The sequence below is a fragment of the Acetobacterium sp. MES1 genome (genome assembly GCF_002237635.1).
Taxonomy (GTDB): Bacteria; Bacillota; Clostridia; order Eubacteriales; family Eubacteriaceae; genus Acetobacterium; species Acetobacterium wieringae.
Genome location: NZ_MJUY01000025.1, coordinates 206,062 through 232,346, shown reverse-complemented (window position 1 = coordinate 232,346; position 26,285 = coordinate 206,062). Strand labels below are relative to the sequence as shown.

Genomic DNA, 26,285 nt, shown 5'->3' with positions numbered 1-26,285 from the left:
GATGATTACCGAGTCAGTCTTGAAGCAAACTTCTTTACAATTAGAGTCAATTTAAAAATTGATATCACCACAGGAGACATGATCATTCCACGTGAAGTGGATTATGCCTACAAATTAATGTTCGAAGAACGTGAAATCAGCATTAAAGCCTATAATCTAAACACCATCCTAGCGGAAAAGATTGAATCAATATATTGGTAAGAAACATCTCCAATACCAGAGCTAGAGACTATTACGACCTTTATATTCTCACTAAGCTCAACAACTCAGTGTTGGATCGGGATGAACTGAAAGTTGCAATCATGAAAAAAGCTGAAGAACGAGACAGCACCAAGTATTTAGATGATTACGTTGTTTATCTGGATAGTATTTCTGAAAGTCAGGAACTCCAAAAAATCTGGAATGACTGCAGCAAGAAATATTCATATGCAGAAAATATCGAATTTGAACAGATCATTAAAACGATTCGCGATTTACTGGCATCATTCACTATCTGAAAGAAATGGGCGGATGTTTCAGATGAATCTGTTTCGGCGGGAGAAAATGACTGCTCAATATAACTACGACCCGAGAGGTCGGGGGTTTGATTCTCCCCCCGCTAGCTCCAGTAAAAATTGCATGGGAGAGTCGTTTTGGCTCTCTTTTTTTGTGTAAAGAGTGAAATGCGTAAGAAAACCTATGAGTTGGGGAATGTTTGAGAAACTTGAAACACTCCCCCCATCTATTCTCCAAGTAAAAAATCTACGATATTGATCTGTTTGATACCATCTTCACCCATCGGGAGCTCATCCATTGATATTATAAATTTGGGATAGTGATCGGCCACTTTTTTTAGTGGAGCTATTTCACGCTCGAAGGTGGCAGGGTCGAGAATAGTTGCTGAAACCTGATAGTAAACCTTATCGCTGCCGAGCATCGCAATAAAATCAATTTCTTTATCATCGACTTTGCCGATATCGACCGTATAGCCACGTCTCAGAAGTTCCAAATACACAATGTTTTCAAGAATATGGCCAATGTCAGCATTTTTATCCCCGAGCAGCATGCGGCGCAGTCCAAGATCCACTAGATAATATTTTTCAAGAGATTTTAGATGTTGTTTACCCTTGACATCATACCGGTTAGCCTTATATAGAATAAAGGCACTCGTTAGGGCTTCAATATAGTTTTCAACGGTTACTGAAGTCGTTTTTCGTCCGTAAGAAGTCAGGCTGTCGGCAATTTTCTTCGAAGACACAATATTGCCAATATTGTCAAAAAGGAATTTAATCACACTTTCAAGTAGGGGAACATCGTTTATTCGTTTTCTAGCAACAACATCCTTGAGTAAAACGGTGTTATAGATTCCCATCAGATAATCCCTGCGAATGTCCTCATCCTCAATAACCGCCACATAGGGGAAACCGCCGTATTTGAAATAGCTGTTCCAGGCGTCCCGCTGATCGCCGCTAACCAATTCATAATATTCCGCAAAAGAAAGGGGCAGCATACTGATTTCGATATATCTGCCAGAAAGCAGCGTGGCCAATTCGCCGGAAAGCATCTGAGCGTTCGAACCTGTGATATAAACATCCACATCGTCTTTGATAAACAAACTATCAACGGCTTTCTGAAACTGAGGTACATTCTGTATTTCATCTAAAAATACATAGGTCATTTTGTTAGGAATAAGTTGCTTTGTGACATAGTCATGGAGCTTCCGATAGTCAAGTAAATGCTCATTGGCTACATCCTCAAAGTTGATCGAAATAATTTGATTGTCCTCAATGCCACATTCTTTCAAATAAGCTCTGAACATTAAAAGCAAGGTAGATTTTCCGCAGCGGCGAATACCCGTAATAACCTTGATGATTTTTTTGTCTTTCATTCTTTTCAACTTTTCCATATATTGTTTTCTTTGTACCATGACGAACACCTCCTATTAATTATACCATAACATGAAAAAACAATGAAGTAAATAAGTTTTCATCTTTCAATATAAAAAATATTAAAAAATTGGATGTTTTGCTATGAAAAATGATGAATTCGCTTTGTTAAATTAAATAAAAACTCGGACGCCGTAAACTTAGGGCTTCAACTTCATAACTATTTGCGTTTGGCATCAATTGTTTTTTCTAAATGTATTACTAATAAGACCGCTCGTAGAATAAAAAAGTCTTGTTTAGCAGAGATGTCAAAGTGCTATTGATAGAAAAAATTAGAAAAATGTTTTTAGAACCAGTGATTTATGCAATACTGGTAGAAGAGCCATTTAGAAAACATTGGAGTAGCAAAATGGAAGTGTGGAATCGGTTTTATAACTGTTTCTAACGATGCTTTGTCTAAATGAATTACAGGTATTTTCTGGCGTAAATTTGGCCTCCGTTTCTAAAAAAATAGTCTGGCCGCCCAATCATTGATACTCGGATGGTGCGGCCAGTTAGCATTTACGAATTGATATTAAAATCAGATTGAATATACAGTAATTTCTTCCGATGGGCGAGGATCAGATAGGCCAAACCGGCAGAAATAATCAAGGCGATGCCAATCAGAAAAATACTCCGAAATCCGGTATGTTCGGCCACGATTCCCCAGAAGGTGGCCCCGGCGGCCCAACCAATGTCCGTAAAGTTGAAATAGATTGAATTGGCAGTGCCGACACGATCCGATTCCAGTGAATTAATTATCTGGGTTTGAAAAAGTGGTGTGATCGAACCGTAACCAATCCCGATAATGGCTCCAGCGATGAGGATGATGACAGTGGTATGAGCCCAGCTTAATAAAAGCATGCCAAAAGCAAAGAGGATAAGGCAGGGATAAATAATAACACTGATTCCAAATTTATCCGACCAGCGTCCGGCGAAGGGGCGAAAAACCAGCATCGCCACGGCGTAAACAAGGAAAAAATAGCTGCCGGTCTCCGGCAAGCCGAGATTATTTGCATATAATGCCAGATAAGATGAAATGCCTGAATAGGCACAGGCCAGGATAAAGATGGTCACAGCGTATGGCGCGGCGTTTTTATCAAAGAGATCTTTGAGTGAAAGGGTACTAGTTGGCGGCGACAATTTTTGTTTCGTGATGAATTGTTGTGAGATTTTAATCCGCAATGAAAATACAATAACCGCTCCGGCAATCAGCATACAGAGGATAAAAGCCAGTTGAAATGCATCGGCATTCGCAAGCGTCAACCCGAGATAAGGCCCGAATACCATGGCCAGACACATGGCCAGGGAGAAATAACTTAAACCTTCGCCCCGATGCGAGGCCGGAATGTTTTCGGCACAGATTGTCCCATTTACCGTTGTCAGAATACCAAAGACGAGGCCGTGAATAATTCGCAAAGTCAGCAATACGGTGAGATTGGTATCTAAAGGATACAGACAGGTGCAAATAAAAAACGCAATTGAGGCCAAAACCAGGATTTTTTTCTGTGAAAAGTTGCGCACCCATAATCCGGCAAAAGGGCGAATGAGAATGGCGGCTACTAAAAACAGGGCAATCACCAGTCCGATTTTATCAATACCGATATTAAGTCGAGCGGTTAGATAAAGCGGTAGACCGGCAAGTAACACATAAAATACTAAAAAAGTCAGAAAACTGATAATTGTGATCATAACAAAATCGTTTGTCCATAATTTATCGCTCTTCAAACGATCAACTCCTTTTATAATTATTTAGTTGTTGCAACAACTATAGTTTAGCACAATAAACCATTCATAACTAATTGCGTTTTGCATTAATTTGATGCATAATTGTAATAACACTGATTTCAAGGAGATGTAAACGATGGAGTATCATCAATTAAAATATTTTCAGAAGCTTGCAGATATTGGCAATTATACAAAAGCAGCCGATGAATTGAATCTTTCCCAATCGGCATTGAGTCGTTCAATTCTGAGACTGGAAGAGGAGATTGGGGTGCCACTATTTCTGCGAAAAAGCCGGGGTGTGGTATTAAATCGTTATGGAAGAATTTTTTTAAAATCAGTGAATCAAGCAATTATGGGAATTGATGAAGCAAAAAGGGAAATTACCAATCTGGTTGATCCCACCCAAGGTTCCATCAGCCTGGGATTTATTCAGCCTCTCGGTTCAAGTTATATTCCAGACTTGATCAGCGCATTTCAGAAAGAGAATCCGGGAATAAAATTTCAACTCAATCAAGACAACACCAGGAATATTCTAGCTGGGATTGAATCAGGAGAAATAGATGTCGGCTTTTGTTCGCCGCCAGAAGAACGAGAAGGGCTCACGACCTTGCACATCATGGATCAGGAATTGTTTCTGGTTGTCCCCAAAAGTCACCCGTTATCGGATCGAACCCAGATTGATTTGCATGAGCTAGCCGGAGATTCCTTTATCCTCTTTAAACCGGAGTCGTCGCTGCACGATGTGATCGCCAAACTTTTTCAGGATGCCGGCTTTCGCCCGATGATGTCTTTTGAAGTCTATGACGAACGGACGGTAGCTGGATTGGTGGGGGCGAATTTAGGGGTTGCTCTGATTCCCTTTTTCCCTGGTCTGGACAAGAAAAAAATATCCCAAATTCCGGTGGGTAAACCCAATTGTTCAGTCAGCAATCAAATGGTATATCAAACCGACGGATACATATCTCCGGTGTTTGCCCAGTTTAAGTCGTTCGTGGAAAGCACGCTGAATCAGGAACATGAGTGATTTCTAAATATTGATATCCTAAGAAGCCGATTGTCATTGTTAAAGCCCTGCTTGTTGTTGGCTACTCATCAAGATGAGGTTCTTTTAAAAATCGTATGAGAGAGCCGTTGGGGTTCTCTTTTTTATCTGAAGGCGGGGAGAAAGCGAAAAACCCACGATCTGGGGGATTATTTAGTGCTATATCGGGTGAAAATTATTGACACTACGATCTTGTTGCTTACCTGGGTAGTGTACTTACATGATCTACTAACCGAATTTTTGCACAATCATATGTATTAGGATTGTTTTGACAATCCAAACATGTTATGGTTATAACTGAGAATTAAAAACATCCAGAACAAGCAAAAAACAGCCTAAGAATTAAAATTGACAGGAGAAAACAATGAAACGACTTATTTCCCAACTCATTCTTTTTCGGGATAATGATGGAGACAATTTACTGAATCAGATAGGACAATTGTATTCGAGCTTTAATAGCGGGAATGAATCCACAGATTGTCTGATCGAACAAAGTTATCGTTGGATAAAAAAGCTATTGGTAATAGCGACGGACTATGGTTTTGATCAAAATCTCTGGCATGCATATTTGACCTTTGAGATGATCACTAACGAAAATCCGTTCACGCTGACTTGTGAAAAGATGGGAAAGAAAGCGGGCAGTGTGAATGTTTTTGCCAGAAATGATTGTACAATCTTTAAAGAATTGTTTGATTTTGATTTTTCCCCACTGGAAGCGGCATTGGGTATTGATTGCTTTAGTCGCATTTCGAATTACCAGGCGATCCGAAAACCAGAATTTATGTACAACCAGAATGTCAGTCAAAAAGTTGGGGAATTATGCCAAACTCTGGAACAGGCAAAAAACGGTGACGATTTTTTTGAAGCGCTAACCTGTTTTTATGCCAGCTATGGTGTTGGAATGTTTGGCTTGAATAAGGCGTTCCGGGTTTCAGCCGGTGAATCGGATAAAACGTTGTTCTTTCAGCCTATTAACAATATGGATAAGGTGATGCTGACGGATCTGGTAGGCTATGAATTACAGAAACAGAAATTGCTTGATAATACCCGGGCCTTTGTTCAGGGAAAAAAGGCCAACAACGTCTTGCTGTTTGGGGATAGTGGAACCGGAAAATCGACAAGTATTAAAGCAATCATCAACGAGTTTTATGATCAGGGATTACGGATGATTGAAATCTACAAGCATCAGTTTCGGGATTTATCAGCGGTAATTGCCAAAATAAAAAATCGGAATTACCGTTTCATCATATACATGGATGATCTGTCTTTTGAAGAATTCGAAATCGAATATAAATTTTTGAAGGCTGTCATCGAAGGCGGCGTTGAAACGAAGCCAGATAATATTTTAATTTACGCGACTTCGAATCGACGTCATTTGATCAGGGAAACCTGGAATGATCGGGATGATATGCAAAAAAATGGTGAGATTCACCGTTCAGATACAATGCAGGAAAAAATGTCATTGGTAAATCGCTTTGGAGTAACAATATTTTTCGAGCGACCCAGTCAGAAGCAATTTTTTACAATTGTTGAAGAACTTGCCCGGAAAGAAGGGTTGAATTTACCGGAAGAAGAACTGCGAATGGCCGCAAATCAGTGGGAAATGATGCATGGTGGTATTTCAGGTCGAACGGCGCAACAATTTATTAATCACTTATTGACTGTTGATTAAATTAAATAATTACAGACATCATCCAGAATAAGCCACTTGTATGTCCTGGTGAATGTGACACCCTTTACGACTACACAGTAATCATTTATTAACCAGACGAACAAATTTTTTAGACCAGAGACTGTTTGTCTGAATCTTTAAATTACTACTAGAAATCCGCCGATCACGTATGTGGCTGGCGGATTCTGTGTATTAAGAAGCGAAAAATTGGTGGTGTTCTATTCAACCTTGCCAAAATCACCATTCATTAAACCAAGAATAATTTTTCCTATTTTTTCTGGAGCGCCAGGATCCAGGGGGTATACCCAATTGTCATAGAAATCTTCAACTTCACCATTAATTAGAATGTTTTGAATGGCTTCTCTTTTTGCCACCATCAAGCCATCTTGAAGGATTTCAAGATGATCGTCGTTTTTTATGATCGTGATTGTTAATTCGGTTTGCATTGTCGGCTCCTTTCGATTTACACTATACGCTTCTGATAGTCAGAAAACTGATTTGTCACCTGTTTTTGGCGAAATAACTATATGCCTAGTTAACGGCGCCGCCAATTAATTTAATGACCAGGCTTAAATCAAATTTTCCGGGGAACTCAAAGGCAATTTTATTGACATAATAATTGTACAATTCTAATTCATTTTCAAGACTGGAGTCATTTGAATTCTTTACTGAGAAAGCAATAAACTTTGAATAGGGTAAGAAAGTAAAAATTGGAAATTCAGGCTCTTCATAGGTACAAATAATAATCCGTTTTGAGGTGAATAGTATATCGGATGGAACAGGAAAGCGATCAGCCACATAAAATTCAACGACCCGTTCCTCATCATTCAACATACCCTGAATACTCTTATGAACCTTGGATGTATTTTTTTTATCCGTAATAATAAATCGGGAATCTTTAAAGTCGATCATTTTTTACTCCTTGGAAAAAGAGAGTTACTCAATAGTTCCAGACTGATTGAGTAACTCTCTTTATTTTGAATTTTAGAAAACCATTTTTTGGACCACAATTGTATCAAGCGTGGCTAATTCTTTTTCCAGTTCGGCGATATCTGCTTCTTTGTTGGGTAAAAACTCTAAAATTATCAAACCGGTGATGCTGCACATTTCTTCAGAAGACTCATGTAAACCTAGGCGTGTCTTAATAATACAACCATTTTTAGTTAACAATTCCTGAACCTTCAATGCTTCGCTTTCGCGGTTGCCAACCTGAATCCCCATAATTTGTCTCATAAAAAAATCCTCCTTAAAGTATTTATACTTTGACTAAATACCCAATTTATACAACAATAAACGATTCTTCAAAAAAATAAGCGGCGGTTACGCCGCAGCTTATTATAATTCGTCTTTTAAACACCAAGTCATATTTTTTCCTAACTCATTGTTTTCGCCTGAAACCCAAATGTCAATTTTCAGATTTTCCAGTTTTTCCATGGATTCGGTATCATTTAATTCTTTGGCTTTTTCATATGCTTTAATAATCCAGTTTTTTGTCAACTTCTGGAAATCACCGCCCTCGGTTTGAATATAATCATTTCTAATATTAAGTTTTCCGTCGATTACTTTACTTGAATAGCGTAAGCCCATACTTTTACCCTCCTTGTATGCTGAAAGTTGCTATAGTCATTATATCGCGATTTGGCAATACTTTACATAATTATTTAAAAATAAATTGACAAAAAAACAATTCGTGCTATACTACATATAAGAACTGGTCATGACCACCTATGATCTGTCATAAGTGAGATTAGATTTGAGACGTAATTTTTTTATTAATTGAGTTGTAAGGGGAAACATAGGTTTTGGCTAGTACGAGCAATTTTGCGCAATCAATATCGTTATTTTATTGAATCGTCTTGTAAACGTTGTGCATATCCGTTGAAAAATTAGGTATCGAAAAAATATTTTAAGGAGAGCTTCAATGCAAGTAGAATCCATCGAAAAGAAAGCATTTAATATTCGCAAACACATTGTCCAGACGGTAATTAATAATGGTGACGGCCATGCTGGTCCATCGTTATCATGTACCGATATTTTGGCTACCTTATATTTTGGAATCATGGATATTAAAGTTGATGAACCAAAATGTCCCAACCGTGATCGCTTTGTTCTCAGTGCCGGACACAAATGTCTGGCTCTATATGGAACCCTTATTGAAATGGGATTTGAAGTGGCAGATGTCATGGATACCTACAATAAACTGGGGTCAAAGGTGCCAGGCCATCCTGATATGAAGAAATTTGGCGGCGTCGATTTTAGTTCGGGAGCATTAGGTCACGGTTTACCGATCGGTTCCGGGATGGCATTGAGTGCAAAACTAAAAGGTGAAAAGCAACGGGTTTTTGTGCTCATGGGGGATGGCGAACAGGGTGAAGGATCAAATTGGGAAGCAGCCATGTTTGCAAGTCATCACTGTTTAGACAATCTGGTTGGCATCATTGATAGAAATGGACTTCAAATCAATGGTAGCACCCGGGAGGTTTTGGATACCCGTGATTTACGAGAAAAATATGCGTCTTTTGGATGGTCTGTAAAAGTGGTGGATGGACATAATATCGAAGAGCTTTTGAATACGTTTCAATCAATACCGTTTCAAAAAGGGAAACCCAGCATGGTCATTACCAATACCATCAAGAGTAAAGGGATGCCATTTGCTGAAGGAAATGTTAAATATCATCACTGGAATCCCGGTAAAGATTCCTGTGAGTCAAAAGAGGCACAAGAAGCATTGGAGCATTATGCAAAAGAAAAAGGATGGGCAATATGACGGCTAAAAAACGAAATCCACGGGATGTATTTGGTGAAACATTATTAGAATTAGGTAGAGAAAATCCCGGTGTTATAGCAGTGTCTTGTGATTCCGGGGCAGGATCGGGTATGAATCCGTTTAAAAAGGAATTACCCCAGCAGTATTTGGAAGTCGGCATCAGTGAACAGAATGCCATCGGTGTTAGTGCCGGATTGGCAGAAGGTGGATTTATTCCGGTAGTCTCTGCAATTGCGCCCTTCATTTCCATGCGTGCGTTTGAACAGGTTCGAAATGATCTGGGTTATGCCAATATGAATGTTAAAGTAATCGGTTCAAGCAGTGGTTTATCCCATTCTGCTTTGGGTTCAACCCACCAGGCCATCGAGGATTTGACATTAATGCGGGCGATTCCCAATATGGTTGTTTTGAATCCGGGCGACGTTTATGAAGTGGAAATGTGCCTGCGTGAGGCAGTTAAACATCAAGGTCCAGTCTACATCAGAATGCCACGTCATGAAATGGCTGAACCGGTTGAAGCCGCTAAACGCAACCTTGAAATTGGCAAGGGCGAATACCTGATGAACACTGGCGATGATATTGTCATTGCAGTGACCGGTACATTAACAATAGATGGTCTGATGGCGGCAAAAATTCTGGATGAAATGGGGTTTGGAGTAAAAGTGATTAACTTTACAACTGTAAAGCCTCTTGACACGGGGATTCTTAACGAGGCCTATCAGAATGCCAAGTATCTGTTCACCTTGGAAGAACATTCGGTAATTGGTGGCTTTGGCAGTGCAGTCGTTGAAGCTCTGGCGACAATTAAGGGTAAAGCTCCGATTCATATTGTAGGTATCGCCGATGGCTCCATTAATACCGGCCCCTATCGGGAATTACTGGAAGCCTACGGCCTTACCTGGGAAAAAATTGTTGATCAAATCTTATATGTGGTAAAGAATTAAGATATAGATGGAGGGAAAGAAATGAAAACGGTCAGTTGTACATTAAACACCTTATTAAATGATGACGTATCGGTGATTGAGAATCAAAAGAAAGATGTGGCCCGGGTTCTGGATTTCGATTTGCCTTTGGAAGACTATGCGTTTCTCAAGAAACATGTAAAAAAAATTGGTGTAACCGCTGCATTTGAAAAGGTTATTAAAACCTTTAATACGCCTGACAACGAGACGCCGGAGGGCTTTCGTATCGCATGTCGCCTGGAAGCCAACGGGATTCTCCGGGCAGATTTAATCCGGGATATTTCGTATGATAAAAATGGTAAAAAACGGCCAACCAATGTGCTTTTTTCCGCTGATTCAGCTAACCCATACGAAGTTGCCCCGATCAGTAAAATGATTGCAAACCTGACTTGTAACCCTGGCATCATCTATGATTTGTTTATTAATAATCCCCAAGCCAATGTCGGTAATCATTTTAAAACCCGGGATGAAGTAATGGGAGAAATTGGGCGGATTCTTGGATCAGGATCAGACATCAGTGTGGAGCTGAACGATCCTTTTGGCAAATCGGATTCTGAATTACTGGAAGAAGCAGAAAAATTCAGGGAAATGCTGACAGATTATCGGGTTGTCATTAAAGTGCCACATACTGGTCCGGTCACAAAAGAAAACGTTTCAGAATTACTTTCAGGGGATAAAAAACTGAGCCGTTCATGTACTGATGTTACCACTGAAAGTGCCTTCCGGGGACATAATCTGGCATTGATGCTCAAAGAGCATGGCTTTAGGGTGAACTTTACACTCATGTTTGAACCTTACCAGACTGCCCTGGCATTACAGGCCAAACCATATTTTATCAATAGTTTTGTTCGACATCGTTTGATGCAGTCGGAATTAATGGATCAGAATTTAAAACAATTTAATGCTACTGGGAGTATTAAGTGTATGGAGGCGATTCGCAACATGTTTTTGGAAAAGGACTATCTTACCAAGGATCAGGCCGATATGGATCTGCTTTTAGTGAAAAATATTGCTGAAGCGATGCTTCGATATCGTCATTTCAATGATGCGGAAGGTTCCGACGGACTGGACAGTGTACGTCATAATTTAAGACTATTCAAAAATACCAATCTGGATGATGCGAGACTAATTATTTGCAGTATGGAAGGCGAGCTGAATTATCCGGACATTGACAAGCTGCTGGTGGAACAAGAATTTGAGGATCTGGTTCACCGGGTGGTTGTTACGGCTGAACCGAAGTATCTAGCACGATTTACTTCCTGCAACCAGGTTGTGTCGTATCAACGCCGCTTTATGAACGCAGCTAACGGGCAAAAATAAGAAAAGATTTAAGAGATCATTTATTTTTTTATCGAGTTGTGATATACTGGTTCTAGGTGGTCATGACCTATCATATTTATGTATGATGTCATGAAAATTTTAAGAAAAGAGATGATGATCATGAGTTATGTTAACATGAAAACAATACTTGAAGAAGCAAGAAAGAACCGCTATGCGGTGGGTGCATTCAATATTGTTAACTATCTGACAGCAAAAGCAGCAGTTGAAGCGGCGGAAGAGTTGGAACAACCAATTATTCTGCAAACTTCGGTTAAAACGGTCAAAGCTTTTGGCGTTAGTGAGATGATGGATTATTTAAAACCCATTGCCGAAAATGCCAGGGTTAATGTGGCCATCCATCTTGATCACTCCACTGATGTTGATTTTACCAAAGCATGCATTGATGGCGGTTGGTCGTCGGTCATGTATGATGGTTCGCAGTTATCCCTTATGGAGAACATCAAAAATACCAGTGAAATTGTGGCATACGCCCAAGCCAGAAACGTGACCGTTGAAGGTGAGCTGGGGGCGATTGTCGGAGTTGAAGATGATATTGTCGTGATGGAGGGAAACCACGCCCACGCCAATCCGGAGGATTGTCACCTTTATCTGAAGGAAACCGGGATTGATGCCTTTGCTCCAGCAGTCGGAACTGCTCACGGGGTATATAAAGGGGCAATCAATATCGACTACAATCTTTTTGAAACAATCAATCAGTTTTCACCATGTCCGCTGGTACTTCATGGCGGAACTGGACTAACCGATGAGATGTTCCACCGACTGATTGCTTTAGGTGCCTCAAAGGTCAATATCTCAACAGCTATAAAAATTGCTTATTGTCAGGGTATGGTTGATTATACCAGGAACTATCCGGATCAGAATGACCCGCTGAAACTGGACGCCTTCACCAAAGATCAGGTGAAAAAAGTTGTCACAGAGCATATCCGTTTCTTTGCCTTGCTGGATTAAAGAAGCGCGGGTTTCAAGAAAGTCAAATAAAATTCCAAAAAGTCGATTCGCCATTTTGTGGTCATGACCATCTGGTTGTTATAAGTAACGACATCAATAAAATGATGGTTGTGCTATTTAAAAATAGGAAGGTTAGAATATCAGCTAGACTGGTTCGATGTATATTGTAAATTTTCACATTATTTCGGACTGGTTTAATCACAATAAAACGGATCGAAATGTGCGAAAGAGTGTGAAAAATATGGTGAGTTGAAAATATAATGCCAGTTTTTAATCACATAATCACGCTTCATTTCTCCGGAAAAAAAGGGAAGTAACGCCATAGGCGTTAAATCCCAGCTTCCGCAGAAGCGGCAAAAACAATCTCTTCATCGATAAGATCGGTTTGCTTTTGAAAGGTAAGAATCAGACACTGAGTAACCAGGTTACCCACTAATCGCGGATAACCGCCAGTTGAAGACGAAATGGCTTCATAAGCGTTCTCGTTGATCAGGTTCCGTGAAACACCGGCATGTTTGAACCGGTGTTTGATATAGTCCCGGACCTCATCCGGGGTCAATGGCGAGAAATGAAACCGGGTCACCAGTCGCTGATCAAGGGAGCGATTCTGGTTTAAGGCCAGGCGGTTGGCCAGCGTTGGTAAACCGGTGAGAATCAGAATAAAAGGGTTGCGTTTATCCATGTCAAAGTTAAAAATGATGCTCAGATCGTGAAGAAACTGGGCGCTCGCCGATTGCATCTCATCGAGGATAAAGACCGGCGTGATGCGGCGCTTATCATAAAGATCAGTAATGGCGTTCTGAATCTGAAAGAACAGCTCCACTTTGCGAAATTTCGGCTGTTCCCCAAGGGAAAAGGCCAGACCCCGGTAAAAATCCATGGTTGTTCCGGAAGACATGGGAAAATACATGACCTTGTATAATGACGGGTTCAGACTGTCGGCAAAGACCCGCAGGGTCGATGTTTTACCAACCCCGGGATCCCCGGTAATCAGACCGAAACCTCTGGTGGTTTTGAGATAATCCAGTCGGGCCAGAACTTCCTTATAAGCTTCCGATTGAAAGAGCATCGAGGAATCAATGCCCTTGTCAAAGGGCGCCTGCTGGAACCCGAAAAATGATTTATACATGAGGTACACCGCCTAACGCGCTGTAGCTGATAGCATTGTTATTGCGTTTGGCAATGGCATTGTCCGTCATGATGACTTTCCTGCAGGTGAAAATCCGGACACTGTTTTCATAAAGATAGATCTCATCCGGGCATTCATTGGGATAACGGATATCGACGCTCTTACCAATAAACATCGGCGACGCTTCGAAAAGAGCGTTGTGCAGCGAAATGGTGGCATCCGACTTGACCTTTCTGGTAACCCGGATCAGAAAGGCTTCATCAATGACCCGGGGATCAGAGAAATGCCTGATCCGGTCACTCCCCCGCATATAAAAGACCATCGGCGCTTCATTGAGACTCGAATGAACCTTATGATGATAATCCCGGGCCAACCAGGCCTCAAAGCGTTGATTGAGGACCTCAAGATCCAGAAGATCAGCATCCGTCAAAAGCGGATAGAAACGGCTGCGGACGGTTTTGAAAAAGCGCTCGATTTTTCCCTTAAGAGTCAGATAGGGGCCGTGGGAAACATCCGTCTGCCACAGGGTGTTGATATCAACATGGGCGAAACGGCGGCGATCCGACGTATCCGCCACTGATGGCTTTAACAGCTGATGTTTTTTAAGCAGTCGATACACCGTAGAATAGGAACAGTCGGAGCTGGTGAAGTGGCCTTCATGAATGAGCCACTCATGGAACAACTTCACCGATAAATGGATGTTTTCTGTTCGCAGCGTAAGGAGCAGTTTGGCCGATTCTGCCGGTAGCGCCCGGGATGAACCTTTGTCCGTCCGAACCTTGGGCTTGAGCGCATCAAAACCATGGCGCCGGTACAGCCGGTGCCATTCCAGCAGGGTTTTACGGTTGTAGGTGCGGATGCCATAATGCGGGACATCATGAGTTTGGGCACTGATCTTATCCAGATAAGCCGTGTGGGATGTGACGGTATCTGTAAGTAACGGCGCAATCAGGCCATAGCGAAATAAAGCAATCAATTCTTTGTCTTTTTCAGTCATTGTAAAAAACCTCCGATTTTAATGAGTTGAGGTTTTAAGGATCCAGAAAACCGGTAATCAGAGCATAACGGATCAATCGATAAAAGGCAAAGCAAAAGCTCTGTGGGACAAATAGTTCTTCAAAAAAATAGGGAAGGATGGTACAATTAAAGTGCCATAAATCCTTTCTTAAAATGATCGTGATATCTTTTGCCGAAGATGTGGGGCTTCCCCACCGAGTAGACCATTTCAAGAAGCTTTATGGCTTTTTTATGCCCAAAATCAGGAAAGACGATTAAAGGATCATGGCAGATGCGAAAATACTCAATCAGCCGGTTTATACAAAAAAGAAAACGCCGGGTAATAAAGTGCCGATGCTGATGCGCTAAAGCGCAATCTGAAGGAATCCTGTTAAAGAAGGCCCAAAGCAGTTCCAGCAGAAATGGAAGGGCCAGCTGAAACCCGGAATGGCAGAAAGAAGGCAGGATACTCACGGTCTTACCGCAATGAATACAGTAATGGCGTTGTACCGGAATGGAGAAGACATCCTCATACCAGATCACATGTCGGTGATAGATACCATGAAGATGAAGCCGCCTGCACGAATGACAATGAGGACAGCTGTCAATGCGAACTTTTTCTGCGGTGTAGAATTCAGTGATATAATCCAGCGGGTGGTCAGAAAAGTGTTCCAGATGAACCATGGTTGATGCTTCCTTAAAGTGCTTAATGATTAATCATTATACCATAGTTGAAAAGCTCGGTTTAGCCGAAATAATTTGATTAAATCAAGACTGTTTTGACACTTATAATTTGACAATTAACAGTATATCAGTGAAATAAGTATTGGGATGCTCGATGCTACTGGGATTAATGGTGCAATGACGGTTTGGCTTGTCTGCGGCTACATATAAAGCCAGAAGGAATGGTATCAAATGAATTCTGATTTGTGAAAAAGTACCAAGGTGAAGGTATTCTTGGTGATAAACCATTGCTGTCAATCGTGAAGATGAGTTGTAGGAATTGGACTTGTGGGGTGATTGCCATACCGGGTAACCAAACGTCAAGAATTATAACGGTTGAGACAGTAGAAAGATACGTTAATTAGGCTAGTTTATCAAAAATTGAAAAAGGAATGTAACAAAACGCACCTGATTTTCATAGAAATATTAGGAGGTAAGATGATGACGACAAAACCCAACTATATTGTAGACCTACACAGTCATACCACACGATCTGATGGGGCTGATACCCCCCAGGAATTTATATGCAATGCAGCAGCTTTGGGAATGAAGGTGATTGTGATCACCGATCATGATATTCTTCCCCCAGATCGTATCGAGGTCAATGGTGTAATGGTTGATCCAGTTCTTTATGCAAAGAAAAAAGGGATGAAACTGTTGCCAGGAATTGAATTCTCTTGCGAGACCCTGGTTGAGGATGTGCACATTGTGGTACTGGGTTGTGATTATACCAATCCGAAAATACTGGAAATCAATGAGCAGATTGTCAAAAGCAAAATCTACTCCTACCAGAAGCTTTTGGATGTGCTGGCGGATAATGGCATTGACATCAGTTGGGAGGAGGTTTTAAATTATAACGACATTCCCCGAAACCCTGAAGATGTTCAGAAAAAAGTCATTTTTAATCTGATGGCTGAGAAGGGATACACCAAAACCTGGAGCGAAGCGAAATTATTAATCCGAAATAATCCGGTATTCAGTGTGAAACGCGAAAAACCAGACCCGGTTGAAATTATTCAAATCGCCCATGAAAGTGGCGGTATTGCGATTCTGGCGCACCCATACCTGATTGACGAAACCGTAATGACCCGTGATGGTAGCATGACCCGGGAGGAATACATAGACAAATTAATTGATGCCGGATTGGATGGCATTGAAGCGTGTTATACATATGATAAGACGACTTATAATGGACCGTTCACCAAGGAAGAGATCATCGCCAGGGTACGGGCCGCATACACAGACCGGGTCAAGATTATTTCTGGAGGTTCAGATTATCATGCTGACTATAAAAAGACTGATAAAAATGTCAGAACTATCGGTGAGTGCGGCGTTACTCTGGAATATTTTAACAGCAATGACTATTTAAGAAATCTGTGATTGGTTTTTGAAGTTAAAACTTAAATGGAGGCTGGTCATGATAATTAAAAACAAGGAACCGCGTGCGTATCAGTATGTTATTTTTGATTTGGATGGAACCTTGGTAGATACGTGTCCAGATATCATCGAAACGATAAAATACATTATTGATCGTTATCAGTTTGAACAAAAAGAAGATGCGTTTATTCGGAGCTGTATTGGTGGGGGAGCAAGAAATGTGCTCATTAAATCCCTGGGAGAGGATAAAGAAGATCTGATCGATCAGGAAATACTACCCTTATTTGTAGAGTATTACACCGAGAACTGTGATAAAAAAACCGTTGCTTACAGTGGTGTGGAAGAGGTGCTGGCATACTATAAAAGTCAGGGGAAAGCATTATCTGTGGCTACGTTTAAGATAAGAAGTGCCACCGAAAAGATTTTAAAAACGCTAAAATTATATGATTATTTTGATATTCTGGTGACAGCAGATGATGTAAAAAATCCAAAGCCGCATCCGGATTGTATTCATTCAATTCTCGATTATTATCGTTGCCGGAAAAATGAGGCGATTCTGATCGGCGATACAAAAACTGACTATCTCACTGGTACAAATGCAGGTATTGACGTTTGTGGGGTCACGTTCGGATATGGTGCCCCGGAGGTCGTCAGATCATTAAATCCAACCTATGTTATTGATCGTATAGAAGAACTGAAAGAAGTTGTTCTATAAAATAAAACTAGGAGGTATGTAGTTATGGTTGATTTATCAAAAATGGATAAAAAAGCCCTGGGAAAGTGTTTCGATCACTCGGTGTTGCCTAAAAACACCACTGAAGCTGATATCCGGTCCGGTTGTCGTGAGGCAGTAGCCTATAATTGTGCCGCATTTTATTCTGCGACACCTTATTGGACGCCTGTGGTGGTGGATGAACTAAAAGAAACAGACATTCATATCGGGACCGGTCTTGATTTTCCCTTTGGTGCATCGGCATCGATTGTTAAAGCCTTTGAAACCGAACAGGCAGTAAAAGCGGGTTGCACCGTTTTAGATCTGGTCATGAACGTTGGGGCGTTAAAAGACAAACGATACGATGTGATAAAAGGCGAATTGATGGATTTCAAAACCGCAGCGCAGGGTCATATCACCAAATGCATTATTGAAACCTGTTTTTTAAGTGACGAGGAAATAGCAGCAGCCTGCAAACTGATTGCAGAAGTTGGCATTGATTATGCCAAAACCTCAACCGGTCAATTTGAAGGACCCAGTATGGAACAGTTTCTGATTATGAAAAAGACGTTGGCGGAAACGGATGTTAAACTCAAGGTTGCCGGGGTTAAATTCCCACGGCCTCAAAATGCCTATGTATTTATCTTGGCAGGAGCTGATCTGATCGGTACACGAGCTGCGGTTGCGATAATCGACGCCTTTGATCAAATGCGTGAGATTGGACTAGTACCCCAGTATAATGGCTAAGCCAAAGCGATCATTTTCATCACATTGCTGAGCAAAATTCCCTTTTACTAAGCATAATATTAAATTAATTCATGGTTTAGAAGTTAATTTTTATTATTAAAGGAGAATTTGAATATGGGTAAGTATTTAATCGGTATTGATGTGGGAACAACTGGTACAAAGGCGATGATTCTTGACAAAAAAGGCCAAATCTATGGCAAAGGATATGGTGAGTATCCCTGCAACTATCCAAGTCCCAACTGGGTTGAACAGGATGTGGATTTACTGGTGGAGGAAACCTTTAAAGCCTGTAAACAAGCAGTCACATCATCAGGCCTTGATCCAAAGGAAATTGAGGCAGTTGGATTTTCTTGCCAACGGGCAACGTTTACACTGGTCGATAATAATAATCAGGCCATCGATAACATTTTTTATGGCTGGCAGGATAATCGTGGTGCTGAGATTTTAGAAGAAGCCATGGCACTGGTGGATCCCGATACTTTTTTTAGAAGCACTGGTATGCCAATGGCACCTACCTTTACGTTTATCAAATTGTTATGGTTAATAAAGAAACGACCCGAATTATATGAAAAAGCCAAGTATGTGGCGATGATGCCGGAGTATATCCAATATTGTTTTGGAGCAGATGATTTTTATTGCGAAGTGACCAATGCCTGTACATCCGGCTATCTTAATCCGAATACAATGGATTGGGCGGACAACATTATTGATGCTTTTGGTTTTGATAAAACAAAATTCCCTAAATTAGTGAAACCCGGTGATATTGTCGGAAAAGTGACACCTGCCACGGCGGAAAAAACGGGTCTGGCAGTCGGTACACTACTTGTTGCCGGAAGTGGAGATCAACAATGCGCAGCAATCGGCGCAGGCGTAATTGAGGATGGCTATGCATCGTTAACACTGGGTACCGCCGGACTTTTGGTGGTTGGGACAAAAAATCTGGTCTTGGAAGATGTTCCGGGGGTCATGGCAACTTCATCGGCATCATTGGGATTATACAATCTTGAGGGAATCCAACTGGGTGCTGCCAGCAGTTATCGATGGGCAAGGGATGAGTTGGCTGAAATTGAAGTTGCATTCGGCAAAAAAACGGGGCTTGATCCATATGAAGTAATGGATTATCATATTCAAAAAAGTCCAGTCGGATCAAAGGGAATTGTCTTCATGCCATTCCTGACCGGATCGGGTTATCCGTATTGGAATCCTGAAGCGAAAGGGATTTTTGCGGGACTGACGTTCGCACATTCTAAGAGTGATATGATTCGTTCGGTTATGGAAGGGATTGCCTTGGAAAGTAAGGACATGTATGAAACCATGAAGAAATCCGGATTGCTTTTAAAGCAACTTGCGATCACGGGCGGTGCGACAAAATCTGCAGCATGGCGCCAGATTATTGCAGATATGTTTGGAGTTCCAATTCGTAAGCTGGAGATACCCGATGCCACCATTGTAGGAGCGGCAGTGATAGCAGGGGTTGGTGCCGGGTGGTTTAACAATGTTACCGAAGGTGTCAATTCAATGGTTCGTTATCTGGAGACCATTGAGCCCGTACCTGAAAATGTCAAGAAGTATAACGACATTTATGACATTTACAAAAATTTGTATAGCGCATTAAATGATAATTGCATCTATTCACAGTTTGCAAAATTAAAATAAACAGAAAAAAAACGATTTTAGTGGATCACTCTTTCAATTCGATTGCGTCTATGATAAAATAAAAGATATTTTGCTAAATAAGCTGCACAAAGGAGTTTTATGGAAGGAAGTATTGATATGTACAAAATAAAGCGAGAAAACCCAAAACCACTGTACATACAATTGGAAGAGTTAATCCGCAATAACATCGAAGAAGGCATTTGGAAGCCAAACACAGCGATACCATCGGAGAGTGAGATGAACCGTATTTACGGTGTCAGTCGAATGACAATACGTTCAGCATGTTCACAGTTGGTACAGGATGGTGTTCTCTATCGAGTCCCTGGTAAAGGTACCTTTGTTGCAGAACCCAAGATCATGACAGAGTCGCTGGCTTATATGGGATTTAGAGAACAATTGGAACGAATGGGGTACGAAATCACCACCGAGTTGTTAAATGTTACCGAAAAGGAAGCTTCTTTTTCGGTTGCAAAGCGTTTGCAATGTCCTCAAGGCGCACCAATACTCGAAATTGAGCGGTTGCGTTTTCTAAAAGGCGAGCCGATCAGCCTTCATTATTCCCGGATTCCTTTTGATTTGGGTAAGAATCTCAGTGATCAGGCGCTTGAAAAAGAACAACTTTGTATTCTTCTGGAAAAAGAATATAATTTAAAACCCAGCCGTGTCATCGAAACGTTCGAATCGGTGACGGCATCTGAAAAAGAAAGCAAACTGCTAAAAGTGCCGCAAGGCTATCCTTTGCTTGTTTTGGAAGATATTCTTTTTGATAAGGAAGATAAACCTTTTGAATATTCAAAAGTGGTCTTTCGAGGTGACAAAATCAAATTAAAATATGAATACCGCAACTAACGTTAAAAGGGTTTCCGCCAGACTGGTGGGAACCCTTTTAACGTTAGTCATCATTCAGTACCGGTTCCAAGGTGGTGTCCCGGAAAAAAGTGTTGGCATTAAAGAGGTATAGAATATCGGTAATCTGAGCGTCAGCAATCAACGCTTCGATGCTATCATAGTAATAACGGGGATCAATAACGGTGATCTCGCTATAAAATGGTGTTAGGAAGGGGATAAAGGCATTGGCATAAGAATCCTTGATGACAAGCAGATTTTTGCCGTTGGCTACCGGATTTTTGATTTTTATCAGGGGATGGTTACCGGATAGAAAAACGGCATATTTGTCTTTTCCTTTGAGTTGTTCACTGTCAAAAAGAGATGCCGATTTTTTTTGTTCTTCGATAAAATTCACGACTGAATAATCATCTTCATTTTTGGGGATGTAGACATCAATGGTATCCGTAACAAAGGTCAAGTAGCCGCTTTTGGATGCAAGCGCTCCAGAAAATGAATGGCTGACTGGATAGATGGTGTATGCATCGGTGTCCGGTTTTATTCCCAATGCGTTGGCAACACCTTGAAACGACAGCCAGGCCCCCAGAGTAGTCCAATGATGATCCGTCTTATAATATAACGCTTGATCCTTATTCTGCTTAAGAATTGGTCGGGGATCAAGGATGGTTAGCTGGTCACTTAAACTGGCAGTAAAGCTGTCTATATAGGTGTTTTGGTTCAAAACCGGAGCGTAAGCCGGTAATTTTTCATCAGTGACACTAATCGCATTGGGAACCAGCATGAAAAAGTGATTCAGATCGGAATGTTTTTCGACGAAGGTGTTAAGTGCAGTTTTTGTTTCTTCCGTTTGATCAGCCGGTAAGGGATCGAAGTTTTCAATCAGCGTAGAATTTTTGCCATAAAATACCCCATTCGAGCTATTCTTTCCAATGATGCGGTCGGTGCTGGTTTTGGTGTAAATCCAAAAATTCCGGCCGATTAGCTGATCAGCCGTATATTTCTGCATTTTTTTCATATAGCGTCCATCGACTACGCTATCTGCCGAAAAACGGGGAAATTGGGTTAATATCCGGTTTTCATTTGCAGATAGTTTAGTATCCGGTAAAATCAGCGAAGCCAGGGGAAAAAAGACAAGACTGCCGATAAAAAGCAGACCCAACAAGTTGATATATTTTTTATAGAAGAGTGAATGGGAGTATTGATCGTGCTCCCGGTGGTTATCTTGTTTTCGCATAAGGCCTCACCTAAAATCTGAAATACAAAAAGGGATTGTATGTTTCGGTAACTAAATAAGCAATGGATAAAAACATGATCAGGCTGTTCAGTCCCAGACCAAATGGTATGACCCAGTTTTTCTCACTACGAATCAGTTTAGTATAACGCTGATGGACGATGGGGGTTGAACAGATCCCGCAAATTAAAAATAGAATAAGACTGGTATACAGGTAATAAAGGCCGGTTGTATCAATTGGGGATGCACCAGCGGTAAAAAACATCACCTGGAGATAAGACAGGGCAAATCCCATATCCGGACTGGCAAATAAGACCCAGCCAATCACGACCAATAGCAGGGTGTAAGTGTGTTGGATGAATGTGGGCAGTTTTTCGAGTAAACGGTTTAAAAATACTTTTTCAGTAAAAAGAATCAGCCCGTAATAGCCGCCCCAGATAACAAAATTCCAGCTGGCACCATGCCAGAGCCCAGTTAATAACCAGACAATACAAAGGTTTAAAAATAACCGGGGGATGGCAACACGATTTCCACCGAGTGGAATATAAAGGTATTCGCGAAACCAGGTGCCCAGTGAAATATGCCAACGTCGCCAGAATTCAGACACGTTTCTGGAAATATAGGGGTAATTGAAATTTTCCAGAAATTCAAAACCGAACATTTTCCCCAGACCAATGGCCATATCCGAATAGCCGCTGAAGTCGAAATAGATTTGAAAGGTAAATGCAATAATTCCAATCCAGGCCGTGAGTACCGACATTTCCCCCACATCCATGGCCGAAATAAGTGTCCAGACATAACCAATGTTATTGGCCAACAGGACTTTTTTTCCAAGTCCCTGGATAAAACGTTCTACCCCAATTCCAAATTTTTCCTGATTCATCACCCGATCGGAGAGCTGGTCATCAATGTCCTTATAGCGGACGATGGGTCCGGCGATCAGCTGGGGAAACATGGTGACATATAAACCAAAGGAAACAATGTTTTTTTGAACCGGAACCTTACCCAGATAAATATCGACCACATAAGATAGTATCTGAAAGGTATAAAATGAAATTCCAATCGGCAAGGGCAACGGTGTATAGGGGATACTCAAACTAAAGAGTTGGTTAATGGTATCAAGTAGAAAACCCCAGTATTTAAAAAAGAACAGAAAACTCAGATTTACAATGACGGTAAAAATAAAAATTCGCTTGCGAACGAGATGGGGCTTTTTTTCCATGAAGATCCCCATCCCAAAGTCGAAGACGATGGTGAATAGCATTAAGAATACATAAACCGGTTCGCCCCAGGCGTAAAAAAACAAACTGACCAGAAGCAAGATCAGGTTTTTTCCCTGTTTGGGGACAAGGGTATAGAGACCCAAGGCAATGGGTAAAAAGGCAAATATAAATAAGATACTGCTAAAAACCATGGTTGCTCCTTACTGACTATTCTTTATGCTTTTGACAAAGGTGTCTTTTAGTGCGGCTGCATCCGGTGACACGCAATAAAAAAGTGTGTTTCCAACAATTTTAAGCTCATAATTATCAAGCAGAGCAACCTGATCAGGTCCGTAGCCGCCAAAGCTTTCCTGTTGGATGGCATTTCGGGTATCCACAGCAGTCTCAACCAGATCCAACTGGGCCGAGTCCGCAACTTTTACCACCAAAATTTCGGAAACGTCCATATAATTTGCCGGAACGTAAATCAACACTTCTTGAAAGTCGTTGATATTGAGACCATAATACCGTTTTAAGGCTTTTCCATCGCCTTTTGTCATTCCGTTGAGGTTTTGGGATGTAGCCAGCAGATCAGCTTCAACTTGCGATAAGGCCGCCTGGTCAGCAGTCTGACAGCCAAAACAGGGAAGAATCAGTATTAAAATAACAAGCAGTACAGCAAATTTTTTCATAAGCTTCCAATTCTACAGCAAATTTTTCAGATCACTGTTATTGACCAGGGTATCCATCCAGATAGGGTAAAATTCCCGAATGACATGGATGCCATCCTGCTCGTGATACTGAGGATTATTTTTTAAAAAGGTGTAGGTATCAATATAATGGATATTTTTGCGTTTGGCCATTTCCGCCAGGGCAGTATTGTAGGTCTCGATTTGACTGAATTCTGGCTTCTCTTTCAAGGCTTCATCGGTAACCGGAAAGATGCTGCAAAGATAAATTTGGGTGTTGGGTAATTGCAGACGCACTGCGTCGATGATTTTTTCATAATGACTGAGATAGGAATCAAGCGTACTGTCGGGATGGCTGATATCATTAAGCCCCAACTCAAAAAAAACATTACGGGGAGCCAGATTAACCAGACTTGGTACATCTTCAAGACTGTTTTCGGTGGATTTGCCCATCACCGCTACCAACGAAGTTGGGCTTAAAAAACCGTATAAACCAAGACCTTCAGCAATCGAATCACCAAAAACAACCGCATTACCAAACAAAGTGGAATAATCTCCGGAATCGATGGCTTTGCGCTTCATATAATCAATTTTTTCTTCCATGGTATAAAGATCACGGGTTTCTAAGGTGGTTAGGGCCTGAATTCCTTCAGTTACCTTAGCGTTTTCTCGGGCGACGCTTTGATAATGAATAAGCAGGACGACGATAATAATGATACAAGGAATGAGAATGAAAACTGCCAGGCTTTTATTAAAAGGGGGTGTTTGTTTTCTGTACATGAAAGGGCACCTTTGATAAGAGAATTTGTATAGTTAAACTTATCATAAAAGATGGTTGTAATTCAATGTCTGTTTTGTAACAAATTAATATTTTGTTGTTACGAATATAAAGAGTGAAAAACAAGAGTAAAAAATAAAAAAGAGCTGAAAATAATGGGTGAGATTATCTTCAGACTCTTTTTTAACTGTTTAAATCAATGGGATTAACATTTGTCCATTGTTCTGGTGGCGACCACATCAATGCCAAGACCTAAAAGATCCTTGATGACAACATCGCCGGTTTTAACAGGTGCTTCGACAACCACCTGGTTAATGACAGCCATGGCATCAAAAATCTGGCCTTTAGGGATTGGTTCTGCCGTCTTAACCGGCAGACGGGGCAGCATGGCGTTTTTGATGACCACGGTGGTCGGAATTACCCGGGTGGGGTTGGTCATTTCATTAATGGCATATTTAGGGCCACGTTTACAGGTGTTACCGGTGACCTCGTAGGTACCATCAGCTTTTTCTTCAATCGTCATTTGGCACCCGATGGGGCAAACAATACAGGTCATTTCTTTTTTCATTATTTGGCCTCCTCTACGACAAATCGGATTTCTCCGGCAGGATATTGAGCTAAAACATCTTTGGCAATTTTAAAGTTTACCATTTCAGCGGGTAGTAATTTCTTTTCTTTTTTGGTGGCGATTAACTGATCACCGATATAGGCGTTAACGACCTTATCTTTAAAGACCTGACGAACCCGCATATAGAAGGTAACCTTGTCTTCAACATTTTTCATGGCAACTTGTTGGGGAACAACATAGCCGATGCCGTCGCCGTTGGTGGTGGTGAAGGTAATCTCATTATCAAGCTCGCCTTTGATGAATTTTGCGGCACCCTTACCGGCAAGAACCGCTTCTTCGCTGACAAAATCCACCAGGTCATGAACATGAACAACATTGCCGCAGGCAAACACACCCGGCATAGAGGTTTGACGCAGTTCGCCAACAATGGCACCATTCGTGCGATTATCCATGACAACCCCGGCATTACGGGTAATTTCATTCTCGGGGATTAATCCAACAGAAAGCAACAGGGTATCACAGGGAATATACTCTTCGGTGCCGGGAATGACTTTGAGCTTTTCATCAACCTTGGCAACGGTAACCCCTTCTAAGCGATCTTTACCGTGGATAAAGGTAATGGTATGGCTTAATTTTAATGGAATATCATAGTCATCCAGACACTGAACAATATTACGAACCAAACCATTGGAGTAGGGCATCAGCTCACAGACTGCCTGAACATGGGCACCTTCCAGGGTCATTCGGCGGGCCATAATCAGTCCGATATCACCAGATCCGAGGATAACCACTTCTTTACCGGGCATAAAGCCTTCCATGTTTATAAACCGCTGGGCCGTACCGGCAGTGAAGACGCCAGAAGGACGGTACCCAGGAATTCCAATGGCTCCAGATGTTCGTTCCCGACAGCCCATGGTTAAGATGACAGCCTTGGCTTCAATAATCATGTACCCGTTTTCTTCATTGATGACGTGGATGGACTTAAGATCACCATTGTCGTGCATATCAAGTACCATGGTATCCAGCATATAGGGGATATTAAGATCTTTGACTTTCTGAATATAACGTTCAGCGTATTCTGGCCCTGTTAATTCTTCATTAAAGGTATGTAAACCGAAACCGTTATGGATACATTGGTTAAGGATACCGCCCAGTTCCCGGTCTCTCTCGAGGATCAGAACATTTTCTGCTCCACCATTTTTAGCTTCAACAGCTGCGGCTAGCCCAGCAGGGCCGCCACCTAAAATTACAACATCATAAATCATGA

28 protein-coding genes are annotated in these 26,285 nt (G+C 41.3%); 13 read left to right on the top strand and 15 right to left on the bottom strand.

The features are described from left to right. Positions 1-39: 39 nt before the first annotated feature. Together BI182_RS17275 and BI182_RS09490 are read left to right on the top strand one after the other, a co-directional pair. Positions 40-201 (top strand): nucleotidyl transferase AbiEii/AbiGii toxin family protein, encoded by a 162-nt coding sequence (locus tag BI182_RS17275; protein ID WP_353744763.1) that lies wholly within the window; start codon positions 40-42, stop codon positions 199-201. Continuing rightward, entirely contained in the window at positions 195-497 is a 303-nt protein-coding gene (locus BI182_RS09490) for a nucleotidyl transferase AbiEii/AbiGii toxin family protein (protein ID WP_286807459.1), read from the top strand. Before BI182_RS17275 ends, BI182_RS09490 begins: the two co-directional genes overlap by 7 nt. 224 nt (positions 498-721) lie before the next feature. Here the strand turns inward: BI182_RS09490 and BI182_RS09485 are convergent, their stop codons facing one another. Then, positions 722-1,906, bottom strand: coding sequence for an ATP-binding protein (locus BI182_RS09485; RefSeq protein WP_286807457.1), 1,185 nt, complete (start codon positions 1,904-1,906; stop codon positions 722-724). A 520-nt stretch (positions 1,907-2,426) separates the two neighbouring features. Then, positions 2,427-3,632: an MFS transporter gene (locus BI182_RS09480; protein WP_286807455.1), complete on the bottom strand. Its 1,206-nt coding sequence runs from the start codon at positions 3,630-3,632 to the stop codon at positions 2,427-2,429. Between the two features lie 136 nt (positions 3,633-3,768). On the opposite strand from BI182_RS09480, the gene BI182_RS09475 reads away from it, so the two are divergent. Both BI182_RS09475 and BI182_RS09470 read left to right on the top strand, forming a co-directional pair. Then, entirely contained in the window at positions 3,769-4,656 is an 888-nt protein-coding gene (locus tag BI182_RS09475) for a LysR family transcriptional regulator (RefSeq protein WP_286807445.1), read from the top strand. A gap of 382 nt (positions 4,657-5,038) precedes the next feature. Beyond that, positions 5,039-6,346: an ATP-binding protein gene (locus BI182_RS09470; RefSeq protein WP_148637621.1), complete on the top strand. Its 1,308-nt coding sequence runs from the start codon at positions 5,039-5,041 to the stop codon at positions 6,344-6,346. A 218-nt stretch (positions 6,347-6,564) separates the two neighbouring features. Here BI182_RS09470 and BI182_RS09465 read toward each other — a convergent pair whose 3' ends face one another. The 4 genes from BI182_RS09465 to BI182_RS09450 all read right to left on the bottom strand — a co-directional run bounded on the left by BI182_RS09465 (position 6,565) and on the right by BI182_RS09450 (position 7,933). Then, positions 6,565-6,792 (bottom strand): hypothetical protein, encoded by a 228-nt coding sequence (locus BI182_RS09465; RefSeq protein WP_286807439.1) that lies wholly within the window; start codon positions 6,790-6,792, stop codon positions 6,565-6,567. Positions 6,793-6,877: 85 nt separating this feature from the next. Next, entirely contained in the window at positions 6,878-7,258 is a 381-nt protein-coding gene (locus tag BI182_RS09460) for a hypothetical protein (protein WP_070370113.1), read from the bottom strand. A gap of 72 nt (positions 7,259-7,330) precedes the next feature. After that, on the bottom strand, positions 7,331-7,579 hold the full coding sequence (locus tag BI182_RS09455; RefSeq protein WP_228882736.1) for a CPF_0552 family protein: 249 nt from the start codon (positions 7,577-7,579) through the stop codon (positions 7,331-7,333). A 102-nt stretch (positions 7,580-7,681) separates the two neighbouring features. Continuing rightward, positions 7,682-7,933, bottom strand: coding sequence for a hypothetical protein (locus tag BI182_RS09450; protein WP_070370111.1), 252 nt, complete (start codon positions 7,931-7,933; stop codon positions 7,682-7,684). 334 nt (positions 7,934-8,267) lie between these two features. Here BI182_RS09450 and BI182_RS09445 point away from each other — a divergent pair, with 334 nt between their 5' ends. The 4 genes from BI182_RS09445 to BI182_RS09430 all read left to right on the top strand — a co-directional run bounded on the left by BI182_RS09445 (position 8,268) and on the right by BI182_RS09430 (position 12,364). Beyond that, positions 8,268-9,113 carry a transketolase gene (locus BI182_RS09445; RefSeq protein ID WP_286807432.1) on the top strand — a complete coding sequence of 282 codons (846 nt, stop codon included), beginning with the start codon at positions 8,268-8,270 and terminating at the stop codon, positions 9,111-9,113. After that, the gene (locus BI182_RS09440; protein WP_286807430.1) at positions 9,110-10,057 is read left to right on the top strand and encodes a transketolase family protein; all 948 of its coding nucleotides are present in this window, start codon (positions 9,110-9,112) and stop codon (positions 10,055-10,057) included. The genes BI182_RS09445 and BI182_RS09440 overlap by 4 nt, the downstream gene beginning before the upstream one ends. A 21-nt stretch (positions 10,058-10,078) precedes the next feature. Next, positions 10,079-11,395 (top strand): transaldolase family protein, encoded by a 1,317-nt coding sequence (locus BI182_RS09435; RefSeq protein WP_286807425.1) that lies wholly within the window; start codon positions 10,079-10,081, stop codon positions 11,393-11,395. 120 nt (positions 11,396-11,515) lie between these two features. Further along, entirely contained in the window at positions 11,516-12,364 is an 849-nt protein-coding gene (locus BI182_RS09430) for a class II fructose-bisphosphate aldolase (RefSeq protein ID WP_286807415.1), read from the top strand. Between the two features lie 328 nt (positions 12,365-12,692). Here BI182_RS09430 and BI182_RS09425 read toward each other — a convergent pair whose 3' ends face one another. The 3 genes from BI182_RS09425 to BI182_RS09415 all read right to left on the bottom strand — a co-directional run bounded on the left by BI182_RS09425 (position 12,693) and on the right by BI182_RS09415 (position 15,173). Further along, the gene (locus tag BI182_RS09425) at positions 12,693-13,493 is read right to left on the bottom strand and encodes an ExeA family protein (protein WP_286807411.1); all 801 of its coding nucleotides are present in this window, start codon (positions 13,491-13,493) and stop codon (positions 12,693-12,695) included. Then, positions 13,486-14,490 (bottom strand): helix-turn-helix domain-containing protein, encoded by a 1,005-nt coding sequence (locus BI182_RS09420; RefSeq protein ID WP_286807406.1) that lies wholly within the window; start codon positions 14,488-14,490, stop codon positions 13,486-13,488. Before BI182_RS09420 ends, BI182_RS09425 begins: the two co-directional genes overlap by 8 nt. 146 nt (positions 14,491-14,636) lie before the next feature. After that, positions 14,637-15,173 carry a transposase gene (locus BI182_RS09415; protein ID WP_286807404.1) on the bottom strand — a complete coding sequence of 179 codons (537 nt, stop codon included), beginning with the start codon at positions 15,171-15,173 and terminating at the stop codon, positions 14,637-14,639. Positions 15,174-15,650: 477 nt separating this feature from the next. Between BI182_RS09415 and BI182_RS09410 the strand changes: the two genes are divergently transcribed. The 5 genes from BI182_RS09410 (at position 15,651) to BI182_RS09390 (ending at position 20,553) form a co-directional block, all read left to right on the top strand. Beyond that, on the top strand, positions 15,651-16,592 hold the full coding sequence (locus BI182_RS09410; RefSeq protein WP_084633476.1) for a PHP domain-containing protein: 942 nt from the start codon (positions 15,651-15,653) through the stop codon (positions 16,590-16,592). A gap of 37 nt (positions 16,593-16,629) precedes the next feature. Continuing rightward, the gene (locus BI182_RS09405) at positions 16,630-17,304 is read left to right on the top strand and encodes an HAD family hydrolase (protein WP_070370097.1); all 675 of its coding nucleotides are present in this window, start codon (positions 16,630-16,632) and stop codon (positions 17,302-17,304) included. Positions 17,305-17,328: 24 nt separating this feature from the next. After that, entirely contained in the window at positions 17,329-18,048 is a 720-nt protein-coding gene (gene deoC / locus BI182_RS09400; RefSeq protein ID WP_250933285.1) for a deoxyribose-phosphate aldolase, read from the top strand. 114 nt (positions 18,049-18,162) lie between these two features. Continuing rightward, positions 18,163-19,704 (top strand): FGGY-family carbohydrate kinase, encoded by a 1,542-nt coding sequence (locus BI182_RS09395; RefSeq protein WP_286807395.1) that lies wholly within the window; start codon positions 18,163-18,165, stop codon positions 19,702-19,704. A gap of 117 nt (positions 19,705-19,821) precedes the next feature. Beyond that, positions 19,822-20,553: a GntR family transcriptional regulator gene (locus BI182_RS09390; RefSeq protein ID WP_243134865.1), complete on the top strand. Its 732-nt coding sequence runs from the start codon at positions 19,822-19,824 to the stop codon at positions 20,551-20,553. Positions 20,554-20,596: 43 nt separating this feature from the next. On the opposite strand, the gene BI182_RS09385 is transcribed toward BI182_RS09390, so the two are convergent. The 6 genes from BI182_RS09385 to BI182_RS09360 all read right to left on the bottom strand — a co-directional run bounded on the left by BI182_RS09385 (position 20,597) and on the right by BI182_RS09360 (position 26,283). Continuing rightward, positions 20,597-21,784: a DHHW family protein gene (locus BI182_RS09385; RefSeq protein ID WP_286807378.1), complete on the bottom strand. Its 1,188-nt coding sequence runs from the start codon at positions 21,782-21,784 to the stop codon at positions 20,597-20,599. 10 nt (positions 21,785-21,794) lie between these two features. Then, positions 21,795-23,195 carry an MBOAT family O-acyltransferase gene (locus tag BI182_RS09380; RefSeq protein ID WP_070370093.1) on the bottom strand — a complete coding sequence of 467 codons (1,401 nt, stop codon included), beginning with the start codon at positions 23,193-23,195 and terminating at the stop codon, positions 21,795-21,797. A 9-nt stretch (positions 23,196-23,204) separates the two neighbouring features. After that, complete coding sequence (locus BI182_RS09375; RefSeq protein WP_070370092.1) at positions 23,205-23,675, bottom strand: DUF4358 domain-containing protein; 471 nt, start codon at positions 23,673-23,675, stop codon at positions 23,205-23,207. A gap of 12 nt (positions 23,676-23,687) precedes the next feature. Then, a complete protein-coding gene (locus BI182_RS09370) occupies positions 23,688-24,452 on the bottom strand; it encodes a GDSL-type esterase/lipase family protein (protein WP_286807374.1) in 765 nt (254 codons plus the stop codon). 203 nt (positions 24,453-24,655) lie between these two features. After that, a complete protein-coding gene (locus BI182_RS09365; RefSeq protein ID WP_148638761.1) occupies positions 24,656-25,018 on the bottom strand; it encodes a DUF1667 domain-containing protein in 363 nt (120 codons plus the stop codon). Then, a complete protein-coding gene (locus BI182_RS09360; protein ID WP_207648642.1) occupies positions 25,018-26,283 on the bottom strand; it encodes an NAD(P)/FAD-dependent oxidoreductase in 1,266 nt (421 codons plus the stop codon). The genes BI182_RS09365 and BI182_RS09360 overlap by 1 nt, the downstream gene beginning before the upstream one ends. Positions 26,284-26,285 lie beyond the last annotated feature (2 nt).